Below are 14,592 nucleotides of genomic sequence, written 5' to 3' on the forward strand. Positions count from 1 at the left end.
TAAACTCTTACCAGAAGGACAAAGTAGCAATTAGCAAGATTATGACAAACTCGGTTACTAACCAAACTCCAATTCCATCTCAAATAGGTCGGCGACATACCGATCCACCTGGTTTATGGATTGCTGTAGTCGCAGGTTCGGTAGCCTTGCACTTGCTTGTGTTTTGGCTAATGCGCTTCTACTCATATCGGTTGAGCCTTTTACAGCAGCAGTATTCAAGTAGTGCTGTGCCAATTGAACTAGTAGAAATTTCTCCAACAGAACGTTCAAAATTTCAACCCCAAGCTAAACCAGTCTCACCAAAGCCATCATCTACTACTCAAACATCATCAGCACATACAGCTAAACCCGCTCCTGCTTCCGAAGATAACAACGCGATCGCTTTAACTGACAATAAAACAGCGATCGCCTCTAAACCTAATGACTCAACTCTGAGGCAACAAAACTCTAATACATCCACTGTTGAGCAAACAACAACAACAGTACAGCCTCAACTAACAACAAAACCAGAATTTATTCCCAAGTTTACCCCCGCACCTGTGCCACCAGCGGCGAAGAATCCACAGCCTGCTGAAAGCACACTTCCACCACAAACCTCTGATAATACAGATACACCTACTTCAGAACAAGAAAATTCACTACCAGACAAACAAAAACAAGCTTCATCATTTCCCAATACTACAGATACAAATAATACAAATTTGCCAAAAAACACCTCACCCTCCACAAATGAACAACAGGAGTCGCAACCACCTATTTCTCAAATCCCACCCGTTCCTCTTCCTGGACAACCAGACGCCAATATCTCACTTGGCCAGTCAACCCCACTACCAACAATAGATCCATCAGTTGAACCACCACCGCAGTTATCACCTCCTGAAAATCAAACGGGTGAAGGACTGGTAGCAAGCTGGGATGTTTTTTCTAGAGAGGGAATGATTGATTTGCTCCAAAAAGGAGTGGTGAGACAAGATATGCCACCAGAGATTTTGGCTCAACCTCTGGGAGAAAACACAAAAAACTTGCCCATAGATTTTCTCCGCAGCGAACCCGATCTGGAAAGTGTAGATTTGATCGCTTCTTTAGCAGTTGATGAAAATGGCAATTTGATGGCCCGTGATGCAAATGGCAATTCAGGAGTAAACATTATAGATATTAATCCCGAGGAGCTAGCAGCAAAGAAAAGCAAATATCAGCAACTCCTTGTTGAAGTTTTCCAAAAAGTGTCATTTCGCCCAGCCCAAAATAATGGGGTATCGGTTCCCAGCAATTTGGTTGTAAATATTAAAATAGAGCGTCGCTAGCTTGATTTTTAGCTGAGATTGTATTACTATATTTAAGTTGGAAATTTGCGGGCATAGTTTAGTGGTAAAACCATAGCCTTCCAAGCTATTGATGCGGGTTCGATTCCCGCTGCCCGCTTTTAAACTATTTAATAAGTAGGTCAACATAATTAAACGTAAAATATCTTGTATTTTATAAGGGTGGGCTTCTAGCCCGCACTATTTTGAGTTTATTTATGCCTTTCTACTTACTCATTTAAAAAGCTAGTTCCCTATCTTCCTCCGAGAACCAGCTTTATCTTTAACAAATCCCTAATTGCTGCCCAGTAAATGGGTAATTTTTAACCGAATTTACCGCTGACGTACTCTTTGGTCGCTTCTTGCTGAGGATTTTGGAAAATTGCCTCTGTAAGGTCGTATTCTACGAGGTAGCCAGTACGGGCACCTTTTTCATTTGTCTGGACATTAAAAAAGGCTGTCATATCGGACACTCGCGAGGCTTGTTGCATGTTGTGAGTAACAATGACCACGGTATATCGTTGTTTAAGTTCGTGGATCAGTTCTTCAACTTGCAGGGTAGAAATTGGGTCGAGAGCGGAGCAAGGTTCATCCATTAAAAGCACGTCTGGCTGAACTGCGATCGCCCTAGCAATACACAAACGCTGTTGTTGACCGCCAGATAGAGATAAACCACTTTGCTTGAGTTTATCTTTGACTTCATCCCACAAAGCGGCTTGTCTGAGCGATCGCTCTACCAGTTCATCCATATCACCTTTGTAACCATTGAGTCTGGGCCCAAAAGCAATGTTGTCGTAAATTGATTTGGGGAAAGGGTTTGCTTTTTGAAACACCATCCCGATCTTACGGCGCACTTCTACAGGATCGATATGGGGTGCATATAGGTTTTCACCATAGTAAAAAACCTTTCCCTCTGCTCGAAATGACTCAATCAGGTCATTGAGGCGGTTATAACATCTCAACAACGTACTTTTACCGCATCCAGACGGACCAATCAAGGCTGTGACGCGATTTCTAGGAATATCCATCCAAACATCACGTACAGCCAGAAAGCTACCGTAGTAAATGTTAAGACCTTCAGTACGTAAGACAGTGTCGGTTTGATTGGCGGTGCTAATGTTAGTGGCCATAGATGCTAATACTTCTAATTTGACTGTTGTTCAATTTATGACAATTCCCTGGAATCATGAGTAAATTTTGCGGCGAGTTGCCAAGCGAGCAATAATACTGGTAAGCAAAACCATCAACACCAAAATTAGAGATGCAGCCCAAGCCATTGACTGCCAGTTTTTATAGGGAGCAATTGCAAAGTTGTAAACCAGAACTGCCAGAGATGCCGCCGGTTGGAATAAACCAGTAGGCCAGAATTGGGAAAATAAAGCTGTGAACAACAGAGGTGCTGTTTCTCCTGCTGCTCGTGCGATCGACAGCGTTACCCCTGTAACAATTGCTGGTACTGCTGCTGGTAATACCACGAGCATCACGGATTGAAATTTTGTTGAACCTAAACCAACAGCGGCTTGGCGCAAATCATTTGATACCAACTGTAAAGCTTCGTCCGTGGTTCGCACAATAATTGGCAGCATTAATACTGACAGGGCTATGCCTCCAGCAACCGCAGAAAATGTGCCTGTTGCGACTACCACAATACCATAAGCAAATACCCCGGCAATAATTGAGGGCACACCATTAAGAATGTTGGTCGCAAAGCGTACCCAGCGAGCAATTTTCCCAGAGCTAAACTCTGTCAAATAAACAGCAGCGAAAACGCCAATGGGGATACTGATCAAAGCTCCAATAGCTACCATGACCAGTGTACCAATGATAGCATTGCCAAAACCCCCTCCCTGTACCAATGGTGGCGGTGGCAACTCAGTAAAAAGGCCCGGCCGAAGACTGCTGAAACCTTGAATAATAACGTAGGAAAGCACAGCTACCAAAGGTATAATTGCCAATATCCCACATATAAATGCTATTACTGTCATTACTGTGTTAAACAGCGATCGCCCAGATGAAGAGCGCTTCAGACTGCTGCGAAGAAATGCACTTTGAGATTGGTCTGGAGTATAAGCCATATTCAACAAACTTTAAAACGCGAAAATGTTACAGTCTACAGTCGCTTCACTCGCAGGACTATTAACTCAGCGAAAACGTTTACTATCAGAGTTAAAACAAACAAAATCAAAGCAGCATACATCAGAGCAGAAACTTGCAGTCCACTTGCTTCGGCAAATTGGTTTGCTAGCAAAGACGCAACCGTATTGGCCGGTGCAAACAACGAAGGGCTAATGTTATTGGAGTTACCAATCAACATGGTTACAGCCATCGTTTCTCCCATCGCCCTACCAAGAGCAAGCATCACAGCACTAACGATGCCAGAAAAAGCGGCAGGTAAAATAACTTTGAAAATTGTTTCCCAACGAGTTGCTCCAAGTCCAAAAGCTGCTTGACGCAAACTGGAGGGTACAGAAATCAGAGCATCACGAGAAATAGCTGTGATGATCGGCAAGGTCATAATACCTAAGATGATGCCCGCCGCAAACATCCCTGGGCCTGTGGGAACAGTGCTAAAAATTGGCAGCCAACCAAAAGAACTATTGAGCCATCTTCCTAAAGCTGTCAGCGGAGGAATCAAAACAAAAATTCCCCAGATGCCATAGACTACACTGGGTATTGCTGCTAGCAGTTCTACTAAGAAAATTAACACTGTCCGTATAGATAGCGGTAGCCAATTTTCGCTCAGTAATATAGCTGTGCCAACGCCAATTGGTACAGATATTAATAGACCAAGAAAAGAACTAACTAAAGTTCCGTAGACTTGCGGCAGTACACCGTATATGTTGGTAACGGGATTCCAAATACTTTCAGCTAAAAACCTGGCACCAAACTCTCTAATTGCAGGTGTCGCTTGAATGGCAACCTGAATAGCTATCCATAATAAGACAACTGCGATCGCCAGGGCAAAAGCCCGCGTTAGCCAGATAAAGCTGGTATCCAGAGACTTTTCAAATTCAGAACGCGGCTTGACTATAGATCTATCACTTTGAAATGGTGTATTCATGAATGAATTTATCCACGAACGCTTAAAAAAGTGGGAGCGAACCAGATTAGTCATTAGTCAAAAGTCAAGGGTCAAGAGTCAAGTATTATTACTTTGGACTCTGGACTTTGCACCATTGACTATTCCCTATTTACTCGCGCTTGAGTCATTGCTTGCGCCTACAGCAATTTTGTAATCAGGGCTAATGGTATCAGCAACAGTAGCCACTTTCTGAACTACGTTTGCAGGTAGAGGAATATACCCTAATTCTCCGCTAACTTTTTGACCCTCAGTCAAGCCGTACTCAATCATTGCTTCCATCGCTTTGGCTTTTGCTGCATCAGGATACTTTTTATTAGCCAAAATCCAAGTGTAGGAAACAATGGGATAAGATTCGTCTCCTTCGGGATCTGCGATAAAAGCACGCAGATTTTCCGGCAGAGTCACTGCTTCCAGGGTTTTAGCCCCCGACTCATCCGTGTATTTAACAAACTTACCTGCCTTATTTTCCAAAGCAGCAAAATTGAGATTATTTTGTTTGGCGTAGCCATACTCTATGTAACCAATCGAGCCTTGATTTTGTTGAAGTTGAGCTGTCACGCCTTCGTTACCCTTAGCACCAATTCCCACAGGCCAGTTGACAGTTTTGCCTTCGCCTACTTTGCTTTTCCATTCAGGGCTGATCGCGCTGAGGTGTTTTGTAAACACGCCTGTAGTACCGCTACCATCGGAACGATATATTACTGAGATTGGCTGGTTGGGAAGGTTTACGCCTGGGTTAGCAGCAGTAATTTTTGGATCGTTCCAAGTCTTAATTTTGCCAAGCAAGATATCAGTATAAACTGCCCGTGGTAGCTTTAGCTCTTCAACACCTGGGACATTGTAGGCTAGCACAATGCTTCCAGCAGCCATAGGCAGCATTAGCACGCCTTTATCTTGTGGCACTTTTTGAATTTCTTCATCTTTCATAGCCACGTCGCTAGCACCAAAATCTACAGTACCTTTGGTGAATTGCTCAACTCCAGCACCGCTACCAACTGACTGATAGTTAACTTGCAGACTTGGATATTTCTTGTTTAAGTCAAAAAACCAACGACTGTACAGTGGTGCTGGGAAAGTAGCACCAGCGCCAGTTAATGATACTCTTCCACCAAGATCTAGTTTGCCTGGGCTAGAGGCAGTAGCATCAGTAGCACCACCAGGGGTTGCATCGCCAGTGGAAGTATTGTTTTGAGCTTCCTGTCCGCCACAAGCAGCAAGACTGACTGTTAGTGCTATTACTGAAATTGCTCTCGTTAAGTGAGATTTATTAATTATTGGTGTACGGGAAAGCATGGATTATTATGTGTGGTGTTATTTGTACAGATTAGCCCCTACAAAGTATATAACTCTTTGGTTAAGAATAGGTTAAAATATCGGAGTTATTGCCTTTTTCAAGTGTTAATTGTGTGAATTTTAATTTTTATTGCTCGGTAGAGCGTTTCAATCATAATCTGATTGGCTTAAAGAATAAATTTATATTGATACATATGTATTAATACACAATTTAACAAGTGACTTTATAAAGAAGAAGCAATCATATTTTTACTAAAAATGATAATAATTTTAGATTAGGAAAAGAAAACTTTTAAAAATTAAATTCTTCTATCATCTTATTGTTTTTAAAATTATCAAATGCTGATGATACCTGATTTTCAAGCTGGCTAAGGATAACAAATACATGGCTGAAAAAGTAATATTATCATAGCAGTAATCGCAAATGATAAGAAATCTTTAGTGCTGTAAAAAACATCCTAGAAAATGGATTATAAATCATTGGCTATATGTATATAATGTGTTTGAGCAGTCTTATTAAATTGAGTAAGGTAGTGATTGTGACAGAATATGAGTTTCTGCTAATCGACACGCATACTGAGAAAAAAAATTAGTTATTTGCACATTTTGCACTAGCTATAAGAGTCGGGAGATGATAGCTAACTAAACTCTTCTTGGCAAGAGCATGCTGATAGCGAGAATAAAAGCTAGAAACTATTAATGGGCAGAGTGAAAAACTCAGCTATTGACCATTTCAAGCCTAGAGATAAAATTATGGCGAAATTAGAGAATATATACAAAGCAGAATGATTTGGCGTCATACTGAGCTTTGTATAATTTACGCTGATGTAGCGTCGTGGCAACATCATTGGCTATAACTATAATTCAAGACTTCTCCGTGTAGGGTGGTTCGTATAAGCAACTAATTTAGTAGTAATTCTAAGTATTTTCCCGACCACACCATTAGTACAATATTAGTTAGACTAAAATGATATTTTTCAATAGAAGGATTAAAAGCTCAAATAAAACATTCCCAAAACAGTTATGAGATTTTGAGTAAAAGTTATTGGTATTTGTTGGCTAAGGCTTGTTTGTTTTGGCAAACTTGCGAACGACCAACAAAAACAACAACTAGGAGAAATATCTCACAAATTAAGTCTAAATTGCTTATAATTTTGATTATTTTTTGCTTTTACATGAGAATCATTTGCATGAGTGCATTGTAAATGTTAGCTGCATCCAATCAATTATTATGGTCTATGATTGGCTTACTGCTAACTATGGGTGGTACCTTCCTAGAAGCTCATATCACCACCTTACCTTGGAGTTGGAGTAAGCATGGAATTCATTCTTTTTCTCTGGGTGTCACCTTTCAAATTGGCGGGGTGTTGCTTGTTGGTTGTTTAGGGGGTAAAAACGCTGGTGCGCTTTCGCAAATCGGCTATTTAGTTATGGGCTTAACTTTATTACCCGTATTTGCCGATGGTGGTGGTATTGGCTATGTCAAGTTGTCCCAATTTGGTTATTTGTTAGGCTTTATTCCGGGAGCTTGGATTTGTGGCTTTTTTGCCTTTAAAGCCAGACCGCGACTGGAAACATTGGCATTTAGCTGTATTTGTGGCTTGTTAACTGTCCACGTCTGCGGTATTAGTTATTTGATGATCAGTTATGTTTTGCAGTGGCAAGGCACAGAAACTCTAAGCTTAATACAAGCAATCCTCAAATACTCTTGGTTTGCACTACCAGGACAACTAGCCGTAATCTGTGCCGTCACTGTCATAGCTTATTTGCTACGACACTTAATGTTCTATTAGTCAAGAGTCCAAAGTCCAAAGTCCAGAGTCCAAAGTCGTCTAAATCTTGACTCTTGACTCTTGACTCTTGACTCTTGACTCTTGACTAATTTGCCATGCGTTTTAAAAATCAACACTTCTGGCTTGCTGCCTTTATTGCTTTTGTCTTAGATCAACTCACAAAATACTGGGTGGTGCAAACCTTCGACTTGAGAGAGTCACTACCATTATTACCTGGTATATTTCACCTTACCTATGTCACAAACACGGGTGCAGCTTTTAGCTTGTTTTCAGGGAAAGTAGAGTGGTTGCGCTGGCTATCTTTGGGAGTAAGTTTGGCATTAATAGCATTAGCATGGTTTGGCCCGTTATTGAATCGTTGGGAGCAGTTGGGCTATGGCTTGATTTTAGGTGGTGCTATGGGTAATGGTATAGATCGCTTCGCTTTAGGCTATGTTGTTGATTTTCTCGACTTTCGACTTATTAACTTCCCTGTGTTTAATTTCGCAGATGTGTTTATTAATATTGGTATTGCCTGCCTACTAATAGCTACCTTCCAAAAAACACCGACATCACATCGCAGGTAACAGTGAAAGTTTTCGTCTATATCAATAAAAATTGAGGAGGCTGTCCTAGACAGCCTCCTTAATTTTTTATGCACTAACAGGTTTGCCGCAAATTGTTAAACAACTCATCAAATACAGTTGATTGATATCAGATTATACTTCAGCTAGTGTGAAGCCATAATCTTTTTAATTACCTGTACCAGGCGCACTGCTAGGAATTTGAGTAGGACTGTTTGGAGTCATACTGCCAGGATCGCTGGAGCCAGGAGCCGGAGTCATTTGGCTGGGGCTGCTGGAATCTGGAGTCATGCCACCAGGAGTGCTGGAGTCCGGTGTTGTGCCATCTTGAGATGGCGGAGTCATTTGGCTGGGGCTGCCAGGAGATGATGGAGTTGTTGTGCCATCAGGAGTTGTCATACCTCCAGGAGTAGTGCTGTCTGGAGTTGTTGTACCTTCAGGAGTTGTCGTGCCTCCAGGAGTAGTGCTGTCTGGAGTTGTTGTACCTTCAGGAGTTGTCGTGTCTCCAGGAGTGGTGCTGTCTGGAGTTGTTGTACCTTCAGGAGTTGTCGTGCCTCCAGGAGTGGTGCTGTCTGGAGTTGTTGTACCTTCAGGAGTTGTACCTTCTGGTGTTTTGCCCTGACACCGGGAATTTAGGGGGAAATTCTTACACAGAATTTCCATCGCATCTTCTGAAAGCTTGATTTCTGAAGCTGATTCTGTGGATTCTTTTTGGTTTTCGGCAAGTTTTGGAAATTTGGTGGATTGAGCAACAACAACGTTGCTAGTTAATGCCAGAATCAGGGCTGTACCTGTCAGGGTGAGAAATTTCCCCTTCATATTACTTAACCTCAACACCTTAAAGGAAGCAGTACTCCTTACAAGTAAGGAGTGTCTCCGCTCATTAAATCAGATAATAGGTTTTAGAAAATCTTCCTAAAAGAGGATGTATTTTTTCATGTTAAAGTGTTTGGCATTGTTAGCTTGTAAAATTTAAATCATTTATAGTTGATGAATTTGTAGCGAAAAGAAGCACTACAGAACAAGTATTAGCTATCGTTGGACAAGCAGTTTCCGGTAGACAAAGAAAAACATGATAGAACAGCGATCGCATTTTAGACGGAGTCAAGATGTGACAAAATTAACCACAAAAGTTATATTGCCATATATTATCTTGGTGTCAAGAAAAATCGGGAACTATTCCTTGCTGCCAACGTCCTCATAGGGTTATGAGTACAATGGTGGAATAAAACATTGAGATAAGCTGTTAGCCCGATTTTTCAGTAATATCCCTGGTCTCTTTAGCCAATGAGTTCCCCCCAACCCCCTCAAAAGCCACAAACTTTGCTTGGTCAGATAACGCAAGCAGTACAGACAATTCAAGCTAGGGTTGATTTTTCCAAACTGGCGCTTAAGCCTAATGCCAGAGTACCAGAACTTTGGGTGCAGGATGCGGGGGCGGACAAGGCGGAAGTATATCCGCTGTTGGGCGATCGCTATATACTCGGTCGCAGTTCCAAATCCTCCGATATTGTCGTCCGTAACCCAGTTGTCAGCCAAATTCATTTGTCACTGTCGCGGGATTCGACTCAACGGCAACCAGTTTTTATCATCAAAGATGAAAACTCCACCAATGGTATCTATCGTGGCAAGCGTCGGATCGCATCCTTAGAATTGCGTCACGGCGATATCCTCACCTTGGGGCCGCCAGAACTGGCTGCTTCAGTGCGGCTGCAATATGTCGATCCACCCCCTTGGTACATCAAAGCAACAACTTGGGCAGCTTACGGTGTAGGTGGTGTTACTGCCTTAATGGTTCTTGTCATTGGTGTTGAATGGCTGAAATTTTCCGTAAGACCCCTACCTATAGCCACTCGTGCTCCTGTTATTGTATACGCAGGCGATGGAGAAACACCTCTGCGTGAGCCAAGGAATACCGCTCATGTAGACATGAAGCGATTGCAAGACTTCGGCCCCTATTTGCCTGCGGCTGTAATCGCTTCTGAGGACAGTCGTTATTACTGGCACTTTGGAGTTGACCCCTATGGAATTTTACGAGCTGTGCTGATTAACACCCGCAGCGGTGGCGTTCAGCAAGGAGCTAGTACAGTTACCCAGCAAGTCGCTCGTAGTTTATTTCGCGATTATGTGGGTAGACAGGATTCCCTAGGTCGGAAGGTTCGAGAAGCGATTGTTTCCTTCAAGTTAGAAACGTTTTACAGCAAAGACCAGATTTTGCTGACTTACTTAAATCGGGTCTTCTTGGGGGCTGATACTTCTGGCTTTGAGGATGCCGCTCGATATTATTTTGATAAGTCAGCCAAAGAATTAACTTTGGCAGAAGCAGCTACTTTGGTGGGAATTTTACCTGCTCCCAACGGTTTTAATTTCTGCGGAGATAACGAAAGTAAAACACGGATTATTGAGTACCGCAATCGCGTGATCAGGCGGATGCTGGAGAGGGGCAAAATCAAACAAGATGAGTATAACCGAGCTAGGCGATCGCCCATTGAAATCAGCCCGAAAGTTTGCGAACGACAAGCAAAGACAATTGCACCGTATTTTTACAGTTACGTTTTCCAAGAACTCGAATCCATCTTGGGAAAAGACTTGGCAGCTGAAGGCAACTTTATTATTGAAACTAAACTAGATCGAGGAGTTCAAGAGCAAGCAGAAACAGCTTTGCGTAACCATGTGAGCAATGCTGGGAGAAGTTTTAACTTTTCTCAAGGGGCTATGGTTACACTTGATTCTAGCACCGGGGAAATCCTGGCTATGGTAGGCGGTACTGATTATAGAATTAGCCAATATAATCGTGCTTTCCAAGCTCAAAGACAACCAGGTTCAACCTTCAAAGTTTTTGCTTACACCGCCGCTATAGAACAGGGATTTTCACCGGGAAGGTCATATTCCTGTGCCCCTTTTCCTTGGCAGGGTTTTACTTACAAGCCTTGTCGAAGCGGTGCTGGTGGTAGTTTAGATATTGCCACTGGTCTTGCTCTTTCTGAAAATCCAATTGCTTTGCGGGTTGCCCGAGATGTTGGGTTGAATAAAGTGGTGGAGATGGCACGGCGTCTTGGGGTGAAATCGGAACTAGATCCGGTACCGGGGTTAGTATTGGGTCAAAGCGTAGTCAATGTTTTGGAAATGACTGGTGCTTTTGGGGCAATTGGCAATCGCGGTGTTTGGAATCGTCCCCATGCGATCAGCCGGATTTTAGATAGCAGTGAATGTCGCGATCGCAATGATTTAAAAACTTGCCGCGTAATCTACTCTTTTGACCAAGATACCGAAGCTAACAAACGTGTGTTGCGTACAGACGTAGCTGATACCATAACTCGTTTACTGCGCGGAGTAGTTACAAACGGTACTGGTGGTCGTGCGGCCATTGGGGATCTGTCAGTATTTGGTAAGACCGGTACAACTGACAAAAACGTAGACTTGTGGTTTATTGGTTTTATTCCTAGCCGTCGGTTGGTAACTGGTGTTTGGCTAGGTAACGATAACAATTCCCCCACATCTGGTAGTAGCGCTCAAGCTGCTGAACTATGGGGGAATTACATGAGGAGAGTTATAAGGTAACAACCGAGATTGGTAATGGGGGCTGTTAGTGGTTAGTGGTTAGTGGTTAGTGGTTAGTGGTTGGTTGTTAGTGGTTAGTTGTTAATTATTCACAAAAAATTACTACTAACTACTAACTACTAACTACGAACTAAATTATTGATACCCCTGCCAGGGCATAACTTCTAGTTTGCCATTAGGCTGGAAGATCACCTGGAAGTGAGCGAGAGGCTCTTGATTATTTGGAGCTGCAATATTTGAGCCGTAAACAGATTGGAACATTTGAGGAAGCGGTGTTTCCCGAAAGTAATCAAATGCCATTTGGTTGAGTGGTTCGTAATCGGCAATGATACCATCTTTGTTAACTGCTACGCGGTACTTTAAATCACGCTGAAAGCTGGGAGTGCTACGCCAATTTTGGCGAATAGTATCGTAAAGTTTTTGGTTTAATTGTGTGACTTGGTTGGGGTCAGTAATTTTTGAACCAACAACATCAGGCGCTTTTGTGTATCCCCGCCAAGGACTAACTTGTAGTACACCAACTTTAGTAAAAACAACTCGGAATTGAGCTACTGGTTCATTGCTGACGGGAGCGCGGTTAGCAGGATTGTAAAGTAAGTTAGGTAGGGGAGTTTGATCTACTGCCTGATTTGATTCTGAATTCACAGCTTTATAGCCAACGATCGCGCCATCTGCTGCCACACCAACGCGAAAGACTAAATCTTGATTTAATCCTAGGCGATTAGACCAAGCGGGATTAATTTGGTTATAAACTTGACGATTTAATGCACGTAGCTGGGATGCATCTGTAATTTCAGGAACTGTATTTAAAAGTGCTTCTAAATCTTTAATCGCGGGTGATGTTGTCGGTGTAGGATTTGCAGTAGTTGTAGCAATTGGCGTTGGAGTAAATGTGGGAGTAGCTGCTACTTGCTCGTTAGCGGTTGGTGAAGAAGTGGTAGCAGGTGTAGAAGAATTATTGACGCCAGAGATAGTTGAGCCACTCCGATTTTGTGTTGTTGGTTCTGGAGGACGTACTTCGGGAGGTGGTATGACGGCAAAAGCGATCGCTGCTGCTGCCAAACTCGTTATCCCTACACTAGCTGGCAGTGCCTGTTTGACTAAGGCTTGACCTGTGTTGCCATAGCGTCTGGGAACCGGTTGTAATTCTAGTGATAGCTCTGGTAAAGTTTGGGAATCAGCAAAAAATTGGTCAACAGCTTCTACCAGATCGAATAACTGTACTGTATTCAAATCAATTTGAAGTGACTGCTTAGCATTGCCGTAGGAATTAACCTGCACAATTTGCCCACCAGGAACTTCCGAATGTACGATCAACCTGTGTCGGTTATTGTCAATTTTTTGTATCTGTACTAACTCTGATTCAAAATTGTGGGCTTGTGGGTGATAAACATTACTCAAAAATTCTTGGGCATAGGCACTAACAGCCCTTACCAAGCTTTCAAAAAATTCCCTGCCTCCAGATAGTGGTTGAGTATAGCCAGATAAATAACATTCTGCATTTACCAATATTGACAGTGCTGGGCGCAGTTCCTGAAACTGTGCAGCCCTGGCGGCATCACTTAAACCCTCTAAAAGTAACGTACAATTCGGTAGACTGTATTTACGTTGAATATTCATTCCACTTCACCGTCAAATAGAGAAATCCAGAACCGCTGCATGCCAGCCGTACCTGTACAAAATAGTAATTTTCCTAACAACTCTATAGCCAATTCATCTAATTTTTCATCTGAATTTAATGCTATTAAACCAGAGCGTCGCGGGTTCATTCGGCTTTTAAAATGCGCTCTAAATCGCTCTAAATAATTAGATAAGCGCAAATTCTGTTCTAATGGAATCTGTTTTTCATGTAGTTGCTGATATATCATTAGCAACTGGCGTATTACAACTGTTAATCGCCGCGCTAAATAGCAAGTAATTACCACTAGGGCTTTTGCCTCCGTTATTGTTAAAGAGCGGCGCATGTGCGCTCGTCTTAGAGGGTTAGTGCTACGCATTCGCCATAAATTCACCCTGTCTTTAATAATTCCTTTTAGTTCCAACTCTTGTGCAAATGACAAAATAGCTTCTGAACCACCTAGTTCTAAAGCCTCAATTGCGAGTAAAACCAAGTCAATTTCCACCCGAGTTTTACGGGGGCAACCCTGTCCTTCAATTGCAGGATCGGGTAAAGTATCCAAAATCATCGGCGGTGACGGGGGGGTTGGACTATTAAAAGGCGTTAAACTAGCGGAGACACTCATTATAAATATCCTGTACAGCTGCTACGGACTTGGTATAACTAATTTAAGATAGATAGCCAAATTAGAAAAAGTTTACTCGTGGCAGTGGTGTAGCTGCCCGATATATACATTAACTTACTCGTTCTACTCAAAGTTTTCCGCATATACAAATCAAGGTTTTTAAAGCATAAGTGTTTTATCCTGATTTATTTGGTAGCATTTCACCATAGCTTGGTGTAAATTCTAACAGTCGTCAATGCATGGTGTCTGGTGCTAATTCCAAGCGTACGACATTATAAAACTTTACGGGAAGCACAAAACTCCCCAATTTGAGCCATCTCAAAAATTTGAGATGCTTTAAATGTCTTTCAACAGACAGATGTATTGCTACACAGGAATTAAAATTCCTGTCAGGGTATCTCAGTCTGAGTAATTTCACGGCAAACAAACAACGTCAAAGATGCAGTAGCTATCTGTGCCGCGTTTACCTCTCTAACTACGATAGTAGTCTACGAATCCCTAAAACTAACAAACTCGTCGTGGGTAGGGCTAGTACCGCTGTGCGGAATGCAAAAGTCACGCATTCAAAAGTTAAAAAGCTTCCTGTTGTAGGCTTTTCGTCAATTTGGAATAGTAGCTTTATTTCCGCTACGTTGTACTAGTACTCAACCAAATTGATTTTGATAGGTTTGTCTTGGTGTCTTGGTGTCTTTGTGGTGAAAAAGATCCGGACTGAAACCACCAAGACACTAAGACACTAAGAGTACTAGCACCAAC

At 42.3% G+C, this 14,592-nt stretch carries 11 protein-coding genes and 1 tRNA gene; 5 read left to right on the forward strand and 7 right to left on the reverse strand.

Annotated features, from left to right (window positions below; genetic code table 11):
- The first annotated feature begins 41 nt into the window (after positions 1-41).
- Positions 42-1,304, forward strand: a complete 1,263-nt coding sequence (locus tag HXY43_RS16435; protein WP_290884754.1) for a hypothetical protein — start codon at positions 42-44, stop codon at positions 1,302-1,304.
- A 47-nt stretch (positions 1,305-1,351) separates the two neighbouring features.
- Positions 1,352-1,422, forward strand: a tRNA-Gly gene (locus tag HXY43_RS16440).
- Positions 1,423-1,624: 202 nt separating this feature from the next.
- Here the strand turns inward: HXY43_RS16440 and pstB are convergent.
- The 4 genes from pstB to pstS form a co-directional block, all read right to left on the reverse strand.
- Positions 1,625-2,431, reverse strand: coding sequence for a phosphate ABC transporter ATP-binding protein PstB (gene pstB, locus HXY43_RS16445; protein WP_290884757.1), 807 nt, complete (start codon positions 2,429-2,431; stop codon positions 1,625-1,627).
- A 54-nt stretch (positions 2,432-2,485) separates the two neighbouring features.
- Positions 2,486-3,376 (reverse strand): phosphate ABC transporter permease PstA, encoded by an 891-nt coding sequence (pstA, locus tag HXY43_RS16450; RefSeq protein ID WP_290884760.1) that lies wholly within the window; start codon positions 3,374-3,376, stop codon positions 2,486-2,488.
- A 35-nt stretch (positions 3,377-3,411) separates the two neighbouring features.
- Complete coding sequence (gene pstC / locus HXY43_RS16455) at positions 3,412-4,362, reverse strand: phosphate ABC transporter permease subunit PstC (RefSeq protein WP_290884763.1); 951 nt, start codon at positions 4,360-4,362, stop codon at positions 3,412-3,414.
- Between the two features lie 126 nt (positions 4,363-4,488).
- The gene (pstS, locus tag HXY43_RS16460; protein WP_290884766.1) at positions 4,489-5,676 is read right to left on the reverse strand and encodes a phosphate ABC transporter substrate-binding protein PstS; all 1,188 of its coding nucleotides are present in this window, start codon (positions 5,674-5,676) and stop codon (positions 4,489-4,491) included.
- A 1,205-nt stretch (positions 5,677-6,881) separates the two neighbouring features.
- On the opposite strand from pstS, the gene HXY43_RS16465 reads away from it, so the two are divergent.
- Both HXY43_RS16465 and lspA read left to right on the forward strand, forming a co-directional pair.
- Positions 6,882-7,469 (forward strand): biotin transporter BioY, encoded by a 588-nt coding sequence (locus HXY43_RS16465; RefSeq protein ID WP_290884769.1) that lies wholly within the window; start codon positions 6,882-6,884, stop codon positions 7,467-7,469.
- Positions 7,470-7,564: 95 nt separating this feature from the next.
- Positions 7,565-8,035 (forward strand): signal peptidase II, encoded by a 471-nt coding sequence (lspA, locus tag HXY43_RS16470; protein ID WP_290884772.1) that lies wholly within the window; start codon positions 7,565-7,567, stop codon positions 8,033-8,035.
- A 165-nt stretch (positions 8,036-8,200) separates the two neighbouring features.
- Here the strand turns inward: lspA and HXY43_RS16475 are convergent, their stop codons facing one another.
- Positions 8,201-8,851 (reverse strand): hypothetical protein, encoded by a 651-nt coding sequence (locus HXY43_RS16475; protein WP_290884775.1) that lies wholly within the window; start codon positions 8,849-8,851, stop codon positions 8,201-8,203.
- A 468-nt stretch (positions 8,852-9,319) separates the two neighbouring features.
- On the opposite strand from HXY43_RS16475, the gene HXY43_RS16480 reads away from it, so the two are divergent.
- The gene (locus tag HXY43_RS16480) at positions 9,320-11,593 is read left to right on the forward strand and encodes a transglycosylase domain-containing protein (RefSeq protein ID WP_290884776.1); all 2,274 of its coding nucleotides are present in this window, start codon (positions 9,320-9,322) and stop codon (positions 11,591-11,593) included.
- A 135-nt stretch (positions 11,594-11,728) separates the two neighbouring features.
- Here the strand turns inward: HXY43_RS16480 and HXY43_RS16485 are convergent, their stop codons facing one another.
- Positions 11,729-13,213, reverse strand: a complete 1,485-nt coding sequence (locus HXY43_RS16485) for a DUF4335 domain-containing protein (RefSeq protein WP_290884779.1) — start codon at positions 13,211-13,213, stop codon at positions 11,729-11,731.
- Positions 13,210-13,836, reverse strand: a complete 627-nt coding sequence (locus HXY43_RS16490; RefSeq protein WP_290884782.1) for a DUF3038 domain-containing protein — start codon at positions 13,834-13,836, stop codon at positions 13,210-13,212. The genes HXY43_RS16485 and HXY43_RS16490 overlap by 4 nt, the downstream gene beginning before the upstream one ends.
- Between the last annotated feature and the right edge of the window lie 756 nt (positions 13,837-14,592).

The sequence above is a fragment of the Fischerella sp. genome (genome assembly GCF_013388695.1).
Classification (GTDB): domain Bacteria; phylum Cyanobacteriota; class Cyanobacteriia; order Cyanobacteriales; family Nostocaceae; genus PCC9605.